General features: G+C 61.0%; 15 protein-coding genes. 14 read left to right on the top strand and 1 reads right to left on the bottom strand.

Annotated features, from left to right (window positions below):
- The first annotated feature begins 140 nt into the window (after positions 1–140).
- The 14 genes from argH (at position 141) to QLG12_RS04880 (ending at position 16,362) form a co-directional block, all read left to right on the top strand.
- Positions 141–1,568: an argininosuccinate lyase gene (gene argH, locus QLG12_RS04815; RefSeq protein ID WP_085745592.1), complete on the top strand. Its 1,428-nt coding sequence runs from the start codon at positions 141–143 to the stop codon at positions 1,566–1,568.
- A gap of 164 nt (positions 1,569–1,732) precedes the next feature.
- Positions 1,733–2,611 carry an amino acid ABC transporter permease gene (locus QLG12_RS04820; RefSeq protein ID WP_085687163.1) on the top strand — a complete coding sequence of 293 codons (879 nt, stop codon included), beginning with the start codon at positions 1,733–1,735 and terminating at the stop codon, positions 2,609–2,611.
- Positions 2,612–2,621: 10 nt separating this feature from the next.
- A complete protein-coding gene (locus QLG12_RS04825; RefSeq protein ID WP_039768627.1) occupies positions 2,622–3,386 on the top strand; it encodes an amino acid ABC transporter ATP-binding protein in 765 nt (254 codons plus the stop codon).
- A gap of 39 nt (positions 3,387–3,425) precedes the next feature.
- A complete protein-coding gene (locus QLG12_RS04830) occupies positions 3,426–4,250 on the top strand; it encodes an ABC transporter substrate-binding protein (protein ID WP_197867808.1) in 825 nt (274 codons plus the stop codon).
- 128 nt (positions 4,251–4,378) lie between these two features.
- Complete coding sequence (locus QLG12_RS04835; RefSeq protein WP_282474029.1) at positions 4,379–5,224, top strand: polysaccharide deacetylase; 846 nt, start codon at positions 4,379–4,381, stop codon at positions 5,222–5,224.
- The gene (locus QLG12_RS04840; RefSeq protein ID WP_282474030.1) at positions 5,217–6,107 is read left to right on the top strand and encodes a polysaccharide deacetylase family protein; all 891 of its coding nucleotides are present in this window, start codon (positions 5,217–5,219) and stop codon (positions 6,105–6,107) included. The genes QLG12_RS04835 and QLG12_RS04840 overlap by 8 nt, the downstream gene beginning before the upstream one ends.
- The gene (locus tag QLG12_RS04845) at positions 6,104–7,456 is read left to right on the top strand and encodes an MmgE/PrpD family protein (protein WP_282474031.1); all 1,353 of its coding nucleotides are present in this window, start codon (positions 6,104–6,106) and stop codon (positions 7,454–7,456) included. Before QLG12_RS04840 ends, QLG12_RS04845 begins: the two co-directional genes overlap by 4 nt.
- A 16-nt stretch (positions 7,457–7,472) precedes the next feature.
- Positions 7,473–8,651 carry an MFS transporter gene (locus tag QLG12_RS04850; protein ID WP_282474032.1) on the top strand — a complete coding sequence of 393 codons (1,179 nt, stop codon included), beginning with the start codon at positions 7,473–7,475 and terminating at the stop codon, positions 8,649–8,651.
- Positions 8,652–8,808: 157 nt separating this feature from the next.
- Positions 8,809–9,504 carry an HPP family protein gene (locus QLG12_RS04855; RefSeq protein ID WP_282474033.1) on the top strand — a complete coding sequence of 232 codons (696 nt, stop codon included), beginning with the start codon at positions 8,809–8,811 and terminating at the stop codon, positions 9,502–9,504.
- Positions 9,505–9,861: 357 nt separating this feature from the next.
- Positions 9,862–12,678 (top strand): cytochrome P450, encoded by a 2,817-nt coding sequence (locus QLG12_RS04860; RefSeq protein ID WP_282474034.1) that lies wholly within the window; start codon positions 9,862–9,864, stop codon positions 12,676–12,678.
- A 3-nt stretch (positions 12,679–12,681) separates the two neighbouring features.
- On the top strand, positions 12,682–13,086 hold the full coding sequence (locus QLG12_RS04865; protein WP_282474035.1) for a RidA family protein: 405 nt from the start codon (positions 12,682–12,684) through the stop codon (positions 13,084–13,086).
- Complete coding sequence (locus tag QLG12_RS04870; protein ID WP_282474036.1) at positions 13,079–13,933, top strand: alpha/beta hydrolase; 855 nt, start codon at positions 13,079–13,081, stop codon at positions 13,931–13,933. The genes QLG12_RS04865 and QLG12_RS04870 overlap by 8 nt, the downstream gene beginning before the upstream one ends.
- Before the next feature lie 167 nt (positions 13,934–14,100).
- The gene (locus QLG12_RS04875) at positions 14,101–15,207 is read left to right on the top strand and encodes an enoyl-CoA hydratase/isomerase family protein (RefSeq protein WP_282474037.1); all 1,107 of its coding nucleotides are present in this window, start codon (positions 14,101–14,103) and stop codon (positions 15,205–15,207) included.
- 3 nt (positions 15,208–15,210) lie between these two features.
- The gene (locus tag QLG12_RS04880; RefSeq protein ID WP_282474038.1) at positions 15,211–16,362 is read left to right on the top strand and encodes an acyl-CoA dehydrogenase family protein; all 1,152 of its coding nucleotides are present in this window, start codon (positions 15,211–15,213) and stop codon (positions 16,360–16,362) included.
- A gap of 37 nt (positions 16,363–16,399) precedes the next feature.
- Here QLG12_RS04880 and QLG12_RS04885 read toward each other — a convergent pair whose 3' ends face one another.
- The gene (locus QLG12_RS04885; protein ID WP_197867816.1) at positions 16,400–17,173 is read right to left on the bottom strand and encodes an enoyl-CoA hydratase; all 774 of its coding nucleotides are present in this window, start codon (positions 17,171–17,173) and stop codon (positions 16,400–16,402) included.
- Positions 17,174–17,177 lie beyond the last annotated feature (4 nt).

Genomic DNA, 17,177 nt, shown 5'->3' on the forward strand with positions numbered 1-17,177 from the left:
ACACTTCGATCAGCTCTTGTCTCTTTGCAACTGCCCTCTTGAAAACTGCTTTGGCCTGATTCCGTCTGCTCACTTTTCAGCGTGTTCGACAGGCCCGGCACATCGATTTCAGTTCGCGTTACCGACGAGGAAAACAACAAATGTCTCAAACCACCGACCGTCTCTGGGGTGCCCGTTTCAAAAGCGGCCCGTCCGCAGCCCTGGCGGCCCTGTCCCGTTGCCCCGAGCGCTATTTCCGCCTGACGCCGTACGATCTGGCCGGCTCCAAGGCCCACGCCGGGGAACTGCAACGTGCCGGCCTGCTCGACGAGCAGGAAACCCGCACGATGATCGAAGCCCTGGACGGCATCGGTGCCGATTTCGCTGCCGGGCGCATCGCCCCGACCCTGGACGACGAAGACGTTCACACCTTTATCGAACGCCTGCTGACCGAACGTCTCGGCGCACTGGGTGGCAAGCTGCGCGCCGGTCGCTCACGCAACGACCAGACCGCCAACGACCTGCGCCTGTTCCTGCGTGATCACGTCCGCACCCTGGCCGTGGAAGTGCTGGCCCTGCAAACGGCGCTGGTGGATCAGGCCGAGCAGCACGTCGAAAGCATCTGCCCGGGTTTCACCCACTTGCAGCAGGCGCAACCGATCGTGTTCGCCCACCACTTGCTGGCCCACGCCCAATCGATGTTGCGTGACGTGCAGCGACTGGTGGACTGGGACGCCCGCACTTCGCTGTCGCCCCTCGGTGCTGCGGCCATGGCAGGTTCCGCGATCGCTCGCCAGCCGCAACAGTCGGCCAAGGAAATGGGCTACGCCGGGGTCTGCGAAAACTCCATCGACGCCGTAGCCAGCCGCGATCACGTCGCCGAGTTCCTGTTCATCGCCAGCATGCTCGGGATCAACATCTCGCGTCTGGCCGAAGAGTTCTGCCTGTGGTCGTCGCGCCAGTTCCGCTGGGTCGATCTGGACGACGCCTACGCCACCGGCAGCTCGATCATGCCGCAGAAGAAAAACCCGGACATCGCCGAACTGGCACGGGGCAAGGCTGGGCGTCTGATCGGCAACCTGACCGGTCTGCTCTCGACGCTCAAATCCCTGCCGCTGTCGTACAACCGCGACCTCAGCGAAGACAAGAACGGCGTGCTCGACAGCGTCGACACCCTGCTGCTGGTACTGCCAGCGATGGCCGGGATGGTCGCGACCATGACCGTCAACGTCGAGGAACTGCGGCGTCAGGCACCACTGGGTTTCACCCTCGCCACCGAAGTCGCCGACTGGCTGGCGGTGCGCGGCGTGCCGTTCAAGGAAGCCCACGAAATCACCGGGGCACTGGTCCAGGCCTGCGAGAAACACGACCTCGAATTGTGGGAAGCCTCACCGGCATTGCTGGCCGAGATCGACCCGCGCCTCACGGCAGACGTGCGTGACAGCCTGACCCTGGAAGCCGCCATCGCTGCCCGCAGCGGCTGGGGCGGCACCGCACCGCAGCAGGTACGCGAGCAGATCGGCCGCCTGAAAACCGCCCTCGCCGCGCAGCAACAGTGGACCGAAAACTACCAGGGCTTCCGCCTCTAAGACACGACAGCTGTCCCTGTGGGAGCTGGCTTGCCAGCGATGGCGTCCAGCCAGTCGACATTGATGCTGGATGACCCACCGCAATCGCTGGCAAGTCGAGTCGTCGCACCGCAGCTCCCACAAGGGCCAGTGTTGGATTTGAAAGTACAGTTCGGAGAAACACCATGAGCCAGACTCAGGCAGAACGACTCCAGGCGGAGCGCAAACTGGCGGAAAACCAGTTCGACATTACCCAGTACCAGCACGTGCCCCGGCGTTATTACGGGCGGATTTTCTTCGCCACCGTGATCGTCATCGCGATCATCGGTCTGGTGCGGGCCTTCGCCGAAGGCAAGATCGAATGGTCGTACATCGGCCAGTTCCTCACCTCCGAAGCGATCATGTGGGGCCTGTTCAACACGATCATCATGGCCGTGCTGGCCATGGCGCTGGGCATCGTATTCGGGGTGATCACCGCGATCATGCGCATGTCGGCCAACCCGATCCTGCGCTACGTGGCAGTGACCTACACCTGGCTGTTTCGCGGTACGCCGCTGATTCTGCAACTGCTGTTGTGGTTCAACCTGGCGCTGATCTTCCCCACCATCGGCATTCCCGGTCTGTTCCAGCTCGATACCGTGAGCCTGATGACCCCGTTCGTGGCTGCCCTGCTCGGCTTGAGCATCAACCAGGGCGCCTACACCGCCGAAGTGGTGCGCGCCGGCCTGCTGTCGGTGGACACCGGCCAGTACGAAGCCGCCAAGTCGATCGGTATGCCGCGCCTGCAGGCGCTGCGCCGGATCATCCTGCCCCAGGCCATGCGCATCATCATTCCGCCGGTCGGCAACGAATTCATCGGCATGGTGAAAATGACCTCGCTGGCGAGCGTCATCCAGTACTCGGAACTGCTCTACAACGCCCAGAACATTTACTACGCCAACGCCCGGGTCATGGAGCTGCTGATCGTCGCCGGTATCTGGTACCTGGCCACCGTCACCGTCCTGTCCTTTGGTCAAAGCCGTCTGGAGCGTCGTTTCGCTCGCGGCGCCGGCAAGCGTTCTTGAGGAATCCGTCATGAGAAACATCGTCAAGGCCGTGAGCCTGAACAAATATTACGACCAGTACCACGCGCTCAAGGACATCAACATCGAAGTCGAGCAAGGCGAAGTGCTGTGCATCATCGGCCCGTCCGGCTCGGGCAAGAGCACCCTGCTGCGCTGCGTCAACCAACTGGAAAAGATCGACAAGGGCGGCCTCTGGGTCGACGGCGAACTGGTCGGCTACCGCGTCGTCGGGCACAAACTGCACGAACTCAACGAGTCGCAGATCGCCCGCCAGCGCCTGGCCACCGGCATGGTGTTCCAGCGCTTCAACCTGTTCCCGCACATGACCGTGCTGCAAAACATCATCGAAGGCCCGTGCCAGGTGCTCAAGCGTTCGCCCAAGGAGGCGCACGAAGAAGCCCTGGAACTGCTGGCCCGGGTCGGCCTGGCCGACAAACGCAACAGCTACCCGATTGAACTCTCGGGCGGTCAGCAGCAGCGGGTGGCGATTGCCCGCGCCCTGGCCATGCGACCCAAGCTGATGCTGTTCGATGAACCCACTTCGGCACTCGACCCGGAACTGGTCGGTGAGGTGCTGTCGGTGATGCGCGATCTGGCGCAGACCGGCATGACCATGATCGTCGTCACCCATGAACTGGGCTTCGCCCGGGAGGTTTCCAACCGCATGGTGTTCATGGACGGCGGGCAGATCGTGGAGGCTGGAAGCCCCGAAGAAATACTAATAAGTCCGCAAAACCCGCGCACCCAAAGCTTCATTTCTGCCGTTCGAACCTGAGGCCCCTTTGGCCTTCACAACACTCATAAGAGAACGTCCATGAAGAACTTCGTCATTCCAGCAGTACTCACCTCCCTGATGTCTTGCGGTTTCGCCGTGGCCGCCGAGTTGCCGGCCAGCATCAAGGAAAAAGGCGAGATCGTCGTCGCGATCATGCCCAACTATCCGCCGATGGACTTCAAGGACCCGGCCACCAACAAGCTCACCGGCCTTGACTACGACCTGGGCAACGCCTTGGCCGAACGCCTCGGGGTGAAGATCAAGTGGCAGGAAACCGGCTTCGAGCAAATGATCAACGCCCTGACCACCGAGCGCGTGGACATGGTCCTGTCGGGCATGACCGACACCGCCGAGCGCCAGGCCAGCGTGACCTTCGTCGACTACTTCACCAGCGGACCGCAGTTCTACACCCTGCAGAAGAACACCGCCACCAACGAGATCATCGACCTGTGCGGCAAGAAAGTCGGTACCAGCCGCCGCACCACGTTCCCGGCTGAAATCGCCGCGTGGAGCAAGGAACACTGTGAAGCCGCAGGCAAACCTGCGATCAACGTGATCGGCACCGAAGGCTCGGCCGACGCCCGTGCGCAACTGCGCCAGAGCCGCATCGATGCGGCGATGCAGGGCAGCGAAACCCTGTCGTACCTCAAGACCCAGGAAAAGGACATGTACAAAACGGTCGGCCAGCCGATCTCCGTGCAGTTCACCGGGTTGGGTGTGAGCAAGAAGAAGCCGGAGCTGAGTGAAGCGGTGAAAGTGGCGTTGCAGAGCATGGTGGATGACGGCAGCTATGGCGCGATTCTGAAGAAATGGGATCTGGAGCTGGGTGCGATCAAGGATGTGACCATTAACGCCGGCAAGTAACTGGTTCCTCTGTGGGAGCGGGCTTGCCCGCGATGGCGCTCGATCAGTCGACATCAATGTTGAATGTACCGGCCTCATCGCTGGCAAGCCAGCTCCCACAGGGGTCGTGAACAGTTGGAGAGTTATCGATGTCCTCCTTGCAACCCACCTGGCCCGACCAGCACAAAGCCTGCCTCGCCCTGGCCTTCGACCTCGACGGCCCGACCGGCGGCGCCATGCTCAACAACTCGATCTGGCACAAACCCGAATACTTCGGTTTCGGCGGCTACGGCCCCTACCGCGCCCTGCCACGCCTGCTGGATCTGCTCGACACCTTCAAGATCCCGACCACGTTCTTCGTCCCCGCCTGGGTCGTGGAAAACTGGCCGAAACAGTGCCAGGCCATCGTCGAGCGCGGTCATGAAGTCGCCTACCACGGCTACAAACACGAATCCTTCTACGCCCTGACGCTGGACCAGCAACAGGCCGTGATGAACAAGTCCCGCGACGTGTTCTGGCAATACCTGCACATCCGCGCCGAGGGCTTTCGCACGCCATCCGGCGACTGGCGCGCCGAAACCCCGGCGATGCTGGCGGACAACGGCGTCATCTATTCCAGCAGCATGCGCGGCGATGATCGCCCGTACCTGGTCAACGTCCCCGGCCACGACACGCCACTGGTGGAAATCCCCGGTCGCTGGGAAATGGACGACTACGCCTCCCTCGCCTACACCCGCGCACCGAACTTTCCGTCCGGCCTCGACCGCACCGCCAGCTACGAGCTGACCCTCGACAACTGGCAGCGCGAGTACGACGGGGCGATGGACGAAGGCCTGTGCCTGACCACCCTGTTCCACCCGAAAATCACCGGCAAACCGGGACGCATCCTGTTGCTGGAGAAACTCTTCGAACACATGCGCCAGCGCGATGACGTGTGGTTCGCCACCTGCCGCGACGTCGCCCGCTGGTGGCTGAAGGAGCATCACCATGGCTGACGCTGACAACCTTTGGCCCGCCGGCAAACGCTGTGCGGTGGTACTGACTGTCGATTACAACGACATCCACGGCATTCTCACCCAGGCCCCGGAAGTCGCCGGGCGCGACAAGACGCTGTCGGTGTGGCGCTACGGCACCCAACGCGGCGTCGAGCGATTGCTCGGTCTGCTCAGGGAACTCGGGGTGCGCAGCAGCTGGTTCGTGCCCGGCATCGTTGCCGAGGAAAACCCGCAACACATCGCAACCATCCAGGCTGACGGGCATGAGATCGCCTGCGCCGGTTACCGCCATCAGGATTACGACACGCTGGATCTGCCGGCGCAGAGTGCGGAAGTCGCCAAAGGTTGTGCAGCGCTGGAAGCATTGACTGGCGTGCGTCCGAACGGTTTCCGGGTTCCGGCGGGCAACGGCGCGCCGGGCTTCATCGAAGCCTTGAAAGGTCACGGCATTCTTTGGTCGTCATCCTGGCGAGGCGATGATCTGCCGTTCTTGCACCCGACCGCGCCCGAAGTGGTCGAGCTGCCGCTGCATTACGAACTGGAAGACGAACCCTACTTCGCATTCAACCTGAGCCCGGCCGTACCGCCGGCGCAATCGCGGATCGCCTCTTACAGCCACACCCTGGGCAACCTGCAAATGGACTTCGCCGGATTCCATCGTTTCGGCCTGTGCTACGTGCTGCGCCTGCACCCGGAAATCATCGCCACGCCGGGGCGCATCGGCGTGTTGCGCGAATTGCTGCAAGGCATTCAACAGCATGACGACGTGTGGATCGCCACTGGCGCCGAAGTCGCGCAGTGGTGGGCGCAAACGGCGGCGCCGGTCGCGCAGGATCATCCGGCCTCGGTGTATGAACGCCATTACCGGGACTACCTCGTATGACTGAACGCATGCAGCGGCTGGCGCAGTTTTGCGTCGAGACCCGCTTTGAAGACCTGCCGCCAGCGTTGGTGGAACAGGCCAAGCGACACATTCTCGACACCTTCGGCGCGGCACTGGCCGGGGCCGACAGTGCGGTGGCGCTTCAGGCGCGGCAGGTGTTCGGTGCCGAACCGGGCACCGCGCTGGTCTGGGGTTCGTCGTTGCGGGTCGGCGGGGGGCATGCGGCGTTGCTCAACGGCATCGCTGCCCATGCGCTGGAACTGGACGACACCGGAGGTTGCGATCACTCCGGCGCGGTGGTGCTGCCGGCGGTGATGGCCGCGCTGTCGCTGGTGAATCGGCCGGTGGACGGTCGCGAATTCATCACCGCCGTGGTGATCGGCTACGAAATCGGCCGGCGGGTGTTGGAAGCCTGCGGCAGTTACTCGGCGCACAACGGCGCCGGCTGGCACTCCACCGCCACCTGCGGCGTGTTCGGCGCGGCGGCGGCCTGCGCGCGGATCTTTGCGCTGGATGTCGGGCAAACCGTGTCGGCGCTGGGGATCGCTGGCAGTTTCAGCGGCGGGTTGTGGGCGTTCATTCATGACGGTTCGCAAAGCAAGAAACTGCACAGCGGCCGGGCGGCCGAGGGTGGTTTGCTCGCCGCGCGCTTTGCCCGCGAAGGCGTCAGCGGGCCGTCGGTGTTGTTCGAGGATGTCTGGGGCGGATTTCTCAAGACCTTGGCGCCGGGCAGCGCACAACCGGATGCGCTGGATGCCGAATTGGGACGCGTGTGGAAACTCGCGCGCTGCTCGATCAAACCCTACGCCGCGTGCCGCGGCACCCATTCGGCGATCGATGCGCTCGGCTTGTTGCTGGAGCAACTGCAGGTCGGCGCGGATCAGGTGGAAGACGTCCAGGTGAATCTGTGCGGCTTTCTGCTCGACATGTGCGGCGGTCGCGACACCCGCAGTCTGGCCGCCGCGCAGATGAGCCTGCCCTATTCCCTCGCTGCGCGACTGGTGCACGGTCATTGCCGACTCGAGGCTTACGACGAACAGCCGCGCAACGATCCGCGCATTGCCCACTGGCTGACGCGCATTCGCCTTGAAGTGGATGAGCGACTGTCGGAGGATGGCGAGCCGGTGGTCATTGTTCGAAGCCGCGACGGGCGTGAGGCGAGCCTGTGTGTCGAGGTGCCGCTGGGCGCGCCGGGCAATCCGCTGAGCGAGGCGGCGCTGGAGGAGAAGTTTTTCAGTCTGGCGTTGCGGGTCATTTTACCGGTCAAGGCTGAGCCGTTATTGGTGCAGTTGCGGCAACTGCAAACGCTGGCTTCCGTGCGCGATCTCGAGCACCTGTTAACCGAATAAGGACATTTGATTTTCCGTGGCTACCTACTCGCTCGTTATCCGCCGCCTGATGATCGTCTCGCTGACCATCGTCGTCAGCCGCGCCATCACCAGCCCGTTGCTCACCCTGTTTTTGAGCAACAAGCTCGGCCTCAACCAACAGGACGTCGGGTTGTTGCTGGGCATCGCGGTGTTCATCGCCACCCTGCTTGCGCTGTACGGCGGCTACATCATCGACCGGCTGGAAAAGCGCCGGTTGCTGATTCTGGCGATGCTCTCCAGCGCCATCGGCTTCGTGCTGCTGACCTTCGCCAAAGACCTGTACCTGACGACCGCCACCCTGGTCATCACTGAAACCGCCTCGGCGCTGTTCTTGATCGGCTCCAAGGCGATCCTCAGCGAAAACCTGCCCATGGGCCAACGGGCCAGGGCGTTTTCCCTGCGCTACACGCTGACCAATATCGGCTACGCCACCGGCCCGATGCTCGGTGTGGTGATCGCCGGGGTGTACCCGATTGCGCCGTTCCTGATAGCCGCCGGCATCGCCTTCGGCAGTATTTTCCCGATGATCGGCATCCCCAGGGATGCCAACCCGGTCGCCGCCATCGGCCAGCCGCAAGGCTTCCTGAAAACCCTCATCACCCTGAAAAACGACCGCACGCTGATCATGTTCACCTGCGGCTGTCTGCTCAGCACCGTGGTTCACGGGCGTTTCACGTTGTACCTGTCGCAATACCTGCTGGTGGTCGAAGACTCGCAGCGCGCCCTGCAAACCATGGCCGCCCTGCTCGCCTGCAACGCCATCGCGGTAATCCTGTTGCAGTACCAGATCGGTCGCTTCCTCAATCGGGAAAAACTGCGCTACTGGATCGCCGCCGGCACCAGCCTGTTCATCCTCGGTTTAATCGGCTTCAGCCTGGCCGACAGCCTGGTGACGTGGTGCATCGCGATGTTCATCTTCACCCTCGGCGAGATGATCATTTACCCGTCGGAATTCCTGTTCGTCGATACCCTGGCCCCGGAAGAACTGCGCGGCAGCTACTACGGCGCGCAGAATCTGGCGGCACTGGGCGGCGCGCTAAGTCCGGTGATCTGCGGCTTCCTGCTGATGCACACGCCCGCGCCGACCATGTTCTATGCCCTCAGCGCATTGACTGCGATGGGCGGTTTCCTGTGTTTCATGAGCGGGCGCCGCGTGGCTTTACTTCACAAATAATGCACTGAAACTGCATTTATATGAATTTGTCAGCATCGTGATTGCTTGGCACACTGTGCGCGTTCCTCCCCCAATAGTTGGAACACTTCGAAGGACTTTCCGCGTTTACGGACAAGTCCTTTTTTTTGCCCCGGATTTCGCAAAGGATCGATTCTGCATGCTCGCTCGCTGGTTGCCCGCCGCCATCAACACCCGCCCCACCGAATGGAGCCGCGCCGCCATCGGCATGGCGCTGGGCACGTTGTTCAGCGTATGGGCGTGCAGTCAGGTATTCGGCATTGAAGTGGCCTACCACTTGATCGGCCCGCTGGGTGCCTCGGCGGTGCTGCTGTTCGCCGTGTCTTCCGGCGCCCTCGCCCAGCCGTGGTCGATCATCGGCGGCTACCTGTGCGCCGGTGTCGTCGCGTTGCTGGTGGCCCACGTCCTCGGCCGAACCCTTGGCAGCGCGTGCCTCGCGGCGGGCATGGCGCTGATCCTGATGTGCTGGCTGCGCTGCCTGCACCCACCGGCCGGCGCCGTCGCGTTGACCATGGTGCTGGCCGACCCGATGACCATCGCCATGGACTGGAAAGCCCTGGAACCGGTGATGCTCAGCGCCGCCTGCCTGCTGCTGGCCGCACTGGCCTACAACAACCTCACCCGCATCCGCTACCCGAAACGCCCCGCCGAACCGGCGCCGGCCCTGGTACCGGTCGACATTCAGGCCATCACGGCCGAGGACCTGAAACGGGCACTGGCGGACATGGAGGCGTTCATCGATGTCACGCCGGAGGATCTGGAACAGTTGATTCATGCTAGTGAACTGCACGCCAAACGGCGGAGCATTGGTGAAGTGCTGGGTGGTCGCAGGTAATACGTGATCCGACCGAAGGTGGTCGAACGCCCTTGCCAAGACATGACCAACGACTACTTTTCAGCTTTGTACCGCACAGATTTGTCTGCCTTTCACTTGGAAGTCTGGCCCGCTGTAATGCCCAGTAGCGATGACATCGGTAGTCTGGCTATGGAAAAACGCTCAACGTTGTTGAGAAGCGAGCTGGCTTTGCGCTTTGACTGAAACGTTACTTTCCTCAAACACCGCATTTCTGCGTAACCAGCAGTCCGCCCAAATGCCCCGCCTGTAGCATGCGGGCACGTGTGTTTTTCGCCAGCTCCGTGAATCTGGTGGTTTTCGAATCCATGGTTTCGAAATCTGCGAGAGGACCGTTTCATGAGCGACCCATTGCTGAAGTTGCTGCAAAAGCCCCTGTTCGACCCCGAAAAGCGCCATCGCGTGTCTCTGCGCGAATACATGGATCTGAATATCGATCGGATGCGCGCAATCATCGGCAACGGGCTCATGACCAATGCCATGTGGCTGAGCCAACCCCGTCAGTCTGAATTCCGGTTGATGCTTGAACGTGCAGCATTGATCGGTGCCGTGGATTACTCCCTGCTTGCCTGCATCGTCGACCACTTCATTGCCGGCGACGCATTTTTTGCACACGGCAGTCAGCACCAGATTGCGCAGTACCACCAGGAAATCTGCCAACTGAAAGCGGTTTACGCCTTTGGTTGCACGGAGATCGCCAGCGGCTCCGATGTGGCTAACCTGCAGACCACGATCAACTACGACCCACACAAACATTGCCTGATTCTGAACTCACCCACGCCGCAGTCCTGCAAGTTCTGGATAGGCAACGCATTGCACGCGGCGGCGGTGGTCATGGTGCTGGGACGTCTGATCGTCAAGGGTGTGGATGAGGGCTTGCACTGGTTTCGGGTACGAATTCGCGAGGAAGAGAATGGCCCGCTCCTGCCAGCTGTCAGGATCACCACCTGCGATCCCAAGGGAGGGATTCACGCCAATCAAGTTGCCGGCATCCGTTTTTGCAACATGAAGCTGCCACTCGACGCACTGATGCAACGCTATGCCAGGTTTTCTGCGCAAGGCGTTTTCAGCAGTGAGATCCCGCCAAAGGAGCGCCTGAAAAGCGCTATGCAGACATTCATCCAGGAGCGCCTGTTCCTCATCGCTGGCGCCCGTGGTGCCGCCGGCATGTGTGTTTATCTGGCGTACCGTTTCGCTTGCCATCGCCTGGTCAAGGGGAACGAGGGAAGCCAGTCTCTCCTGACCAAGGCACTTTTCCGACAACGGCTGTATGCCGAACAACTTAAGGTATTGGCCCTGAAGTTGCTGGAGCAGGCGGTTCTGTCGCGGTTCGAAGCGTGCTGGCATCAGCCAGCACGGCGAAAGGAGCTGCATATTCTCGCCGCTGTCGTCAAAAGTGTCGGCACCTGGCTGGGTCTCGAAGTCATGAGTGCATGCAGGGAGCTTTGTGGTTCGCAAGGCTTCCACCATCACAACCGAATTGTCACCTTGGTCATGGATCACGGCATCAGCACCACCTTCGCGGGCGATAACAACATCCTGTGCTGTCAGGTTGCACGGGACGCCATCAACCGGCCACGATTTGCCAACGAGAACATCGCCCAGCGAATTGAATCGCTGATTGTCGATCAGTGTCGCCGTGCCGGCGATTTTTCCCATCGCCAGGCGGTTGCGCTCACCTATGCTCGAGCGCTGGATCTGATCATCAACGAGGGTAAACACCATCCGCTCGTGTCATCCGAGATATTCGAAGACATCGTCCACGTCTTTTCGCCGAAACTTTACGAATGGGAGCTTGTTGCCAGCACCAAGCTGGAGCAGAACGCCACCGAAGCTCAACTGATCTTGTTAAACAAGCTGCTCAAACCGCCGTCAGAGCTGGTCAGGGCCCCCATCGACAAAAAGAACTACGTAAAGCACTTCACAAAACCGCTGTACGACAGCAAGCCGGACTTCTCGAACCGGAACACGATTCGTAACCCTTACCGGGCCTATACGTGGCTGCGAAAACATCAGCCGGTGTACTGGTGCGAACACTTACAGGCCTGGTTTTTGACCCGTTATTGCGATGTCATCGCCGCACAGGCCGATTCCCGACGATTTTCTTCAAACCGCATGCAACAACTGATCAACGCACGTGTACCTGAAAACAAGCGTACGCATCTGAACGAATTCATCAAGCTGGCGTCCAGGTGGATGTATTCCCAGGATGGCGATACTCACAAGGCCAGTCGCCACTTGCTGGGCAATGCCTTCACCCCTCGCTCCATCGAGGCCTTGCGGACAATCATTCAAGACATCACTGATCGAGAGCTGTCCTGCCTGCACGGACAGATCGATTTGAAGACCGCGCTCTTCGACCGGGTCCCCGCCCTGATTCTGGCCAGGCTTTACGGCATGAAGGATGACGAGGCATTGAGGCTTCGCCGCTGGACACGAGACATCGTCATGTTTCTAGGCGGCAGCCAGGACGCGGATCAGGGGCCGGACCAGGCTCTGGAAGGCATCAAGGAAATGTACGCCTTTTTCGCTGAGCTCATTGAACAACGGCGCAGGCAACCCAGGGATGATCTCGTGAGCCGGGTACTGGAGAGTGGCCAGAACAGCGCCGCCAGTCTTGATGAAGTGCGGGCACAGATCGTGTTCATTCTGGTGGCGGGTTATACCACCAGCGCAGACCAGCTATGCCTCGGCCTGTTGCATTTACTGAAGCATCCCCAACAACTCGAAGCCCTGTTGGCAGACCCGACATTGATCGGCTCCTTCATTGAAGAAATGCTGCGCTTTGATCCTGCCGGCTCCCTGAGCCATCGGTTGCTGATGGAAGACGTCACCATCGATGACGTCACGATGAAAAAAGGGCAGCTGGTTTACCTGATCCGGGCCTCCGCCAATCGTGATCCGGAAAAGTTCCCCGATCCCGACAAATTCGACATTCGTCGTGCGAAGAACGAGCACCTGACGTTTGGAAGAGGTGAACATTTCTGCATGGGCACGGCGCTGTTCAGACTTGAGGCCGAGATTGTATTCAGCTCGCTGTTGAAACGCTTCCCCCACTTGCACCTCATCGCGCGGCGGCCTGCCACGTGGCGCAACAGCAACTTGCAGTTCCGGGGGTTGAAGACGCTTCCGGTCGATCTGGGAACAGGAGTCTGAACCATGAAATTCAAACGTGTTTATTCCGGAGCACCTTGGGAACGCCTTGCCGGTTACTGCAGAGCCGTGAAGGCTGGTAACACTATTCTGGTCGGAGGTACGGTGGCATTTCGCAAGAACGGCAAGCCCTTCAAACCCGGCGATGCCTATGCCCAGACACGGCGATGTCTGAAAATCATCGAACAGGCGCTAAAGCAACTGGGTGAGGATCGTACCCGCATCATTGCCACGCGCATGTACACCACCAACATGGATCTCTTGCCAGAAATCGCGCGGGCGCACAAAGAGTTTTTCGAAGGGTATCCACCGACGACAATGCTGCTGGAAGTCTCTCGACTGGTCAGCCCTGAATACGTTATCGAGATCGAGGCAGAGGCCCGTTCGGGCAAGGACTGCGGCCGTGGATGAAACCTCGTTGACTGTAGAGGACGCCAGATCGGCGTTGCGTCAGGCGCAAGTCACCTGCGTTCATGATCTGGCGATCGAAAGCCATGGCCGGTCACTGCCGCTGCGTCTCTACGCGCCACCAGGCAAGGGGCCGTTTCCCGTGCTGGTTTTCTTCCATGGCGGTGGTTGGGTCACGGGAGACCTGGACACGCATGACGGGTTCTGTCGGTTGATGTGTGAGTGGGCTGGTTGCGCCGTCGTCGCCGTTGATTACGCCCGCCCTCCGGAACACTTGTTTCCGACAGCTCTGGAAGACTGCTGGACAGCTTTCAAGTGGGTGACACGTCAAGGCGCCGATTGCAAGCTGGATACTTCAAGCATTGCAGTCGCAGGGGGTGGTTCAGGAGGCGGGATGGCCGCCGTCATCAGCCAGCGCGACGCTAAATGTGACAAGCCATGTATCTGCTTTCAACTGCTGCTTTACCCTCTGCTCGACTGTCACAATCGCCGCCGCTCCCACACGAGATTCGGGCAAGGATATGGACTGACTGTCGACCTGCTCGAATGGTACCTCGGCCAATACCTGCCACCCGGAACATCGCGCGTGGATACACGGCTGTCGCCCCTGCTCAGTGACTCGCTGCATGGATTGCCCCGGACAATGATCATCACCTGCGGACTTGATGTCCTGCGCGATGAAGGCCGTGCTTACGCTGCGCAACTGCGGGCCGCGGGTGTCACTGTCGAACACAAAGAGTTTTCAGGGATGCGCCACGGTTTCATGAACTACCCGGCCGCCCATGATGAAGCCCGACGAGCACTGCTGCTTTGCGCCCGAACCCTTCAGGCACAGCTTCGCGCAGAGTAATGAAAGGGACTCGAGTCAGCGTCTGCAAGCCGCTTTCCAGACAAGGCAAAAATGCAGACACCCCATGCACATATCCCCGTTGTACATGGCAAATTTGCACTGTTACGATCCGGTAACGCTCGCGCGCGAGCTTCTCGAATAAAGACAATAAAAGCAGGGAGTTAGTGATGACTGCTCAGGCTTCATCCCCGCGGACTTCGTCCATGGATGCCACGCCACACGAAGTGCTGGCCGAGGTTCGCAATCACATCGGTCATCTGACCCTCAACCGCCCCGCAGGCCTCAATGCCCTGACCCTCGACATGGTGCGCCAGCTCCAGCAACACCTGGACGCCTGGGCCGCCGATGCCGATATCCACGCGGTCGTGCTGCGCGGTGCCGGCGAGAAAGCCTTCTGTGCCGGTGGCGACATTCGATCGCTGTACGACAGCCATAAAAACGGCGATACGCTGCACGAAGATTTCTTCGTCGAGGAATACGCCCTCGACCTGACGATCCACCATTACCGCAAACCGGTGCTGGCGCTGATGGACGGTTTCGTCCTCGGCGGCGGTATGGGCCTGGTGCAAGGCGCTGATCTGCGGGTGGTCACCGAGAAGAGCCGTCTGGCGATGCCGGAAGTGGCGATCGGCTATTTCCCGGATGTCGGTGGCAGTTATTTCCTGCCACGGATTCCCGGCGAGCTGGGGATTTATCTGGGCGTCAGCGGCGTGCAGATCCGTGCGGCGGATGCGCTGTATTGCGGGCTGGCCGACTGGTATCTGGACAGCAGCCAACTCGGCACCCTCGACGAACAGCTCGATCACCTGGAGTGGCACGACACGCCGTTGAAGGATCTGCAAAACCTGCTGGCCCGCCACGCCGTGCAAACCCTGCCGGATGCGCCGCTTGAAGCCTTGCGCCCGGCCATCGATCACTTCTTCGCGTTGCCGGACGTGCCGAGCATTGTCGAGCAACTGCGTGCCGTGACGGTCGCCGACAGCCACGAATGGGCGACCACTACCGCCGACCTGCTGGAAACCCGCTCGCCGCTGGCCATGGGCGTGACCCTGGAAATGCTGCGTCGCGGCCGGCACCTGAGCCTGGAACACTGCTTCGCCCTCGAACTGCATCTGGATCGCCAGTGGTTCGAACGCGGCGACCTGATCGAAGGCGTGCGCGCCCTGCTGATCGACAAAGACAAATCACCACGCTGGAATCCGCCGACCCTGGCTGCGCTGCACGCCGAACAGGTCGCGAGTTTCTTCCACGGTTTCGCTGAGAGCGGGAGCTGAGCCATGCACGATCTCGAATTGACTGAAGACCAGGTAATGATCCGCGACATGGCCCGGGACTTTGCCCGTGGCGAAATCGCCCCCCACGCGCAAGCCTGGGAAAAGGCCGGCTGGATCGATGACGGTCTGGTGGCGAAGATGGGCGAACTCGGCCTGCTGGGCATGGTGGTGCCGGAGGAATGGGGCGGTACTTACGTCGACTACGTGGCCTATGCGTTGGCGGTGGAAGAGATTTCCGCCGGCGACGGCGCCACCGGCGCCTTCATGAGCATCCACAACTCGGTGGGCTGCGGGCCGGTGCTCAATTACGGCAGCGAGGAACAGAAACAGACCTGGCTGGCGGATCTGGCCAGCGGCGCGGTGATCGGCTGCTTCTGCCTGACCGAACCCCAGGCCGGTTCCGAAGCGCACAACCTGCGCACCCGTGCCGAACTGCGCGACGGCCAATGGGTAATCAACGGCGCCAAGCAATTTGTCAGCAACGGCAAACGGGCGAAACTGGCGATCGTGTTCGCCGTCACCGATCCGGATTTGGGCAAACGTGGCATCTCGGCGTTTCTGGTGCCGACTGATACGCCAGGTTTCATCGTTGATCGCACCGAACACAAGATGGGCATCCGCGCCTCCGACACCTGCGCGGTGACCCTGAACAATTGCAGCATTCCTGAAGCGAACCTGTTGGGTGAACGCGGTAAAGGTCTGGCGATTGCCCTTTCCAACCTGGAAGGCGGACGTATCGGTATCGCGGCGCAAGCATTGGGCATCGCCCGCGCAGCGTTCGAAGCGGCGCTGGGTTATGCCCGTGATCGGGTGCAGTTCGGCAAAGCGATTGTCGAGCACCAGAGCATCGCCAACCTGCTGGCCGACATGCAGATGCAGATCAACGCAGCACGCTTGATGATTTTGCATGCTGCGCGGCTGCGTACGGCGGGTAAACCGTGTCTGTCGGAGGCTTCACAGGCCAAGCTGTTTGCGTCGGAAATGGCCGAGAAGGTGTGCTCGTCAGCGATTCAGATTCATGGCGGGTATGGGTATCTGGAGGATTACCCGGTGGAGAGGTATTACCGGGATGCGCGAATTACCCAGATTTACGAGGGATCGAGCGAGATACAGCGGATGGTGATTGCTCGGGAGTTGAAGAACTATCAGCTCTGACTGATCGCCCCCACGCAATGCGTGGGGGCGAACGTTATTACTTGCCCAGGAACTCGGCAGGCCGCTTCGCCACAAACGCCGCCATCCCTTCTTTCTGATCCTGCGTTGCAAACGCCGCATGGAATACCCGGCGTTCAAAGCGCACGCCTTCAGTCAGATTCACTTCAAACGCGCGGTTGACGCTTTCCTTGACCATCATCGCAATCGGCAGCGACTTGCTGGCGATCACCGCCGCGACTTTCAGCGCTTCATCCAGCAACTCGGCACTCGGCACGATCCGCGCGACGATGCCGCAGCGCTCGGCTTCCACCGCGTCGATCATGCGTCCGCTCAGGCACATTTCCATGGCCTTGGCCTTGCCCACCGCGCGGGTCAGGCGCTGCGTGCCGCCCATGCCCGGCAGCACGCCGAGGTTGATTTCCGGCTGGCCGAATTTGGCGTTGTCGCCGGCCAGGATGAAGTCGCACATCAGCGCCAGCTCACAGCCGCCGCCGAGGGCAAAACCGTTGACCGCGGCGATGATCGGCTTGCGCCGGTTGGCCACGCGATCGCTGTCGCTGAACAGGTCGTCCATGTAGATCTGCGGGTAGGTCAGATCGGCCATTTCCTTGATGTCGGCGCCGGCGGCGAAGGCCTTGGTCGAGCCGGTGATGACGATGCAGCCGATGTTCGCGTCGGCTTCAAACCCATCGAGCGCGCGATTCACTTCGCTGACCAGTTGCGCATTCAGGGCATTCAGCGCCTGCGGGCGATTGAGGGTGATCAGGCCGACGCGGCCATGGGTTTCCAGCAAAATCGTTTCGTAACTCATGTGC

This window comes from Pseudomonas sp. V88_4 (assembly GCF_029967985.1).
Taxonomy (GTDB): Bacteria; Pseudomonadota; Gammaproteobacteria; order Pseudomonadales; family Pseudomonadaceae; genus Aquipseudomonas; species Aquipseudomonas glycinae.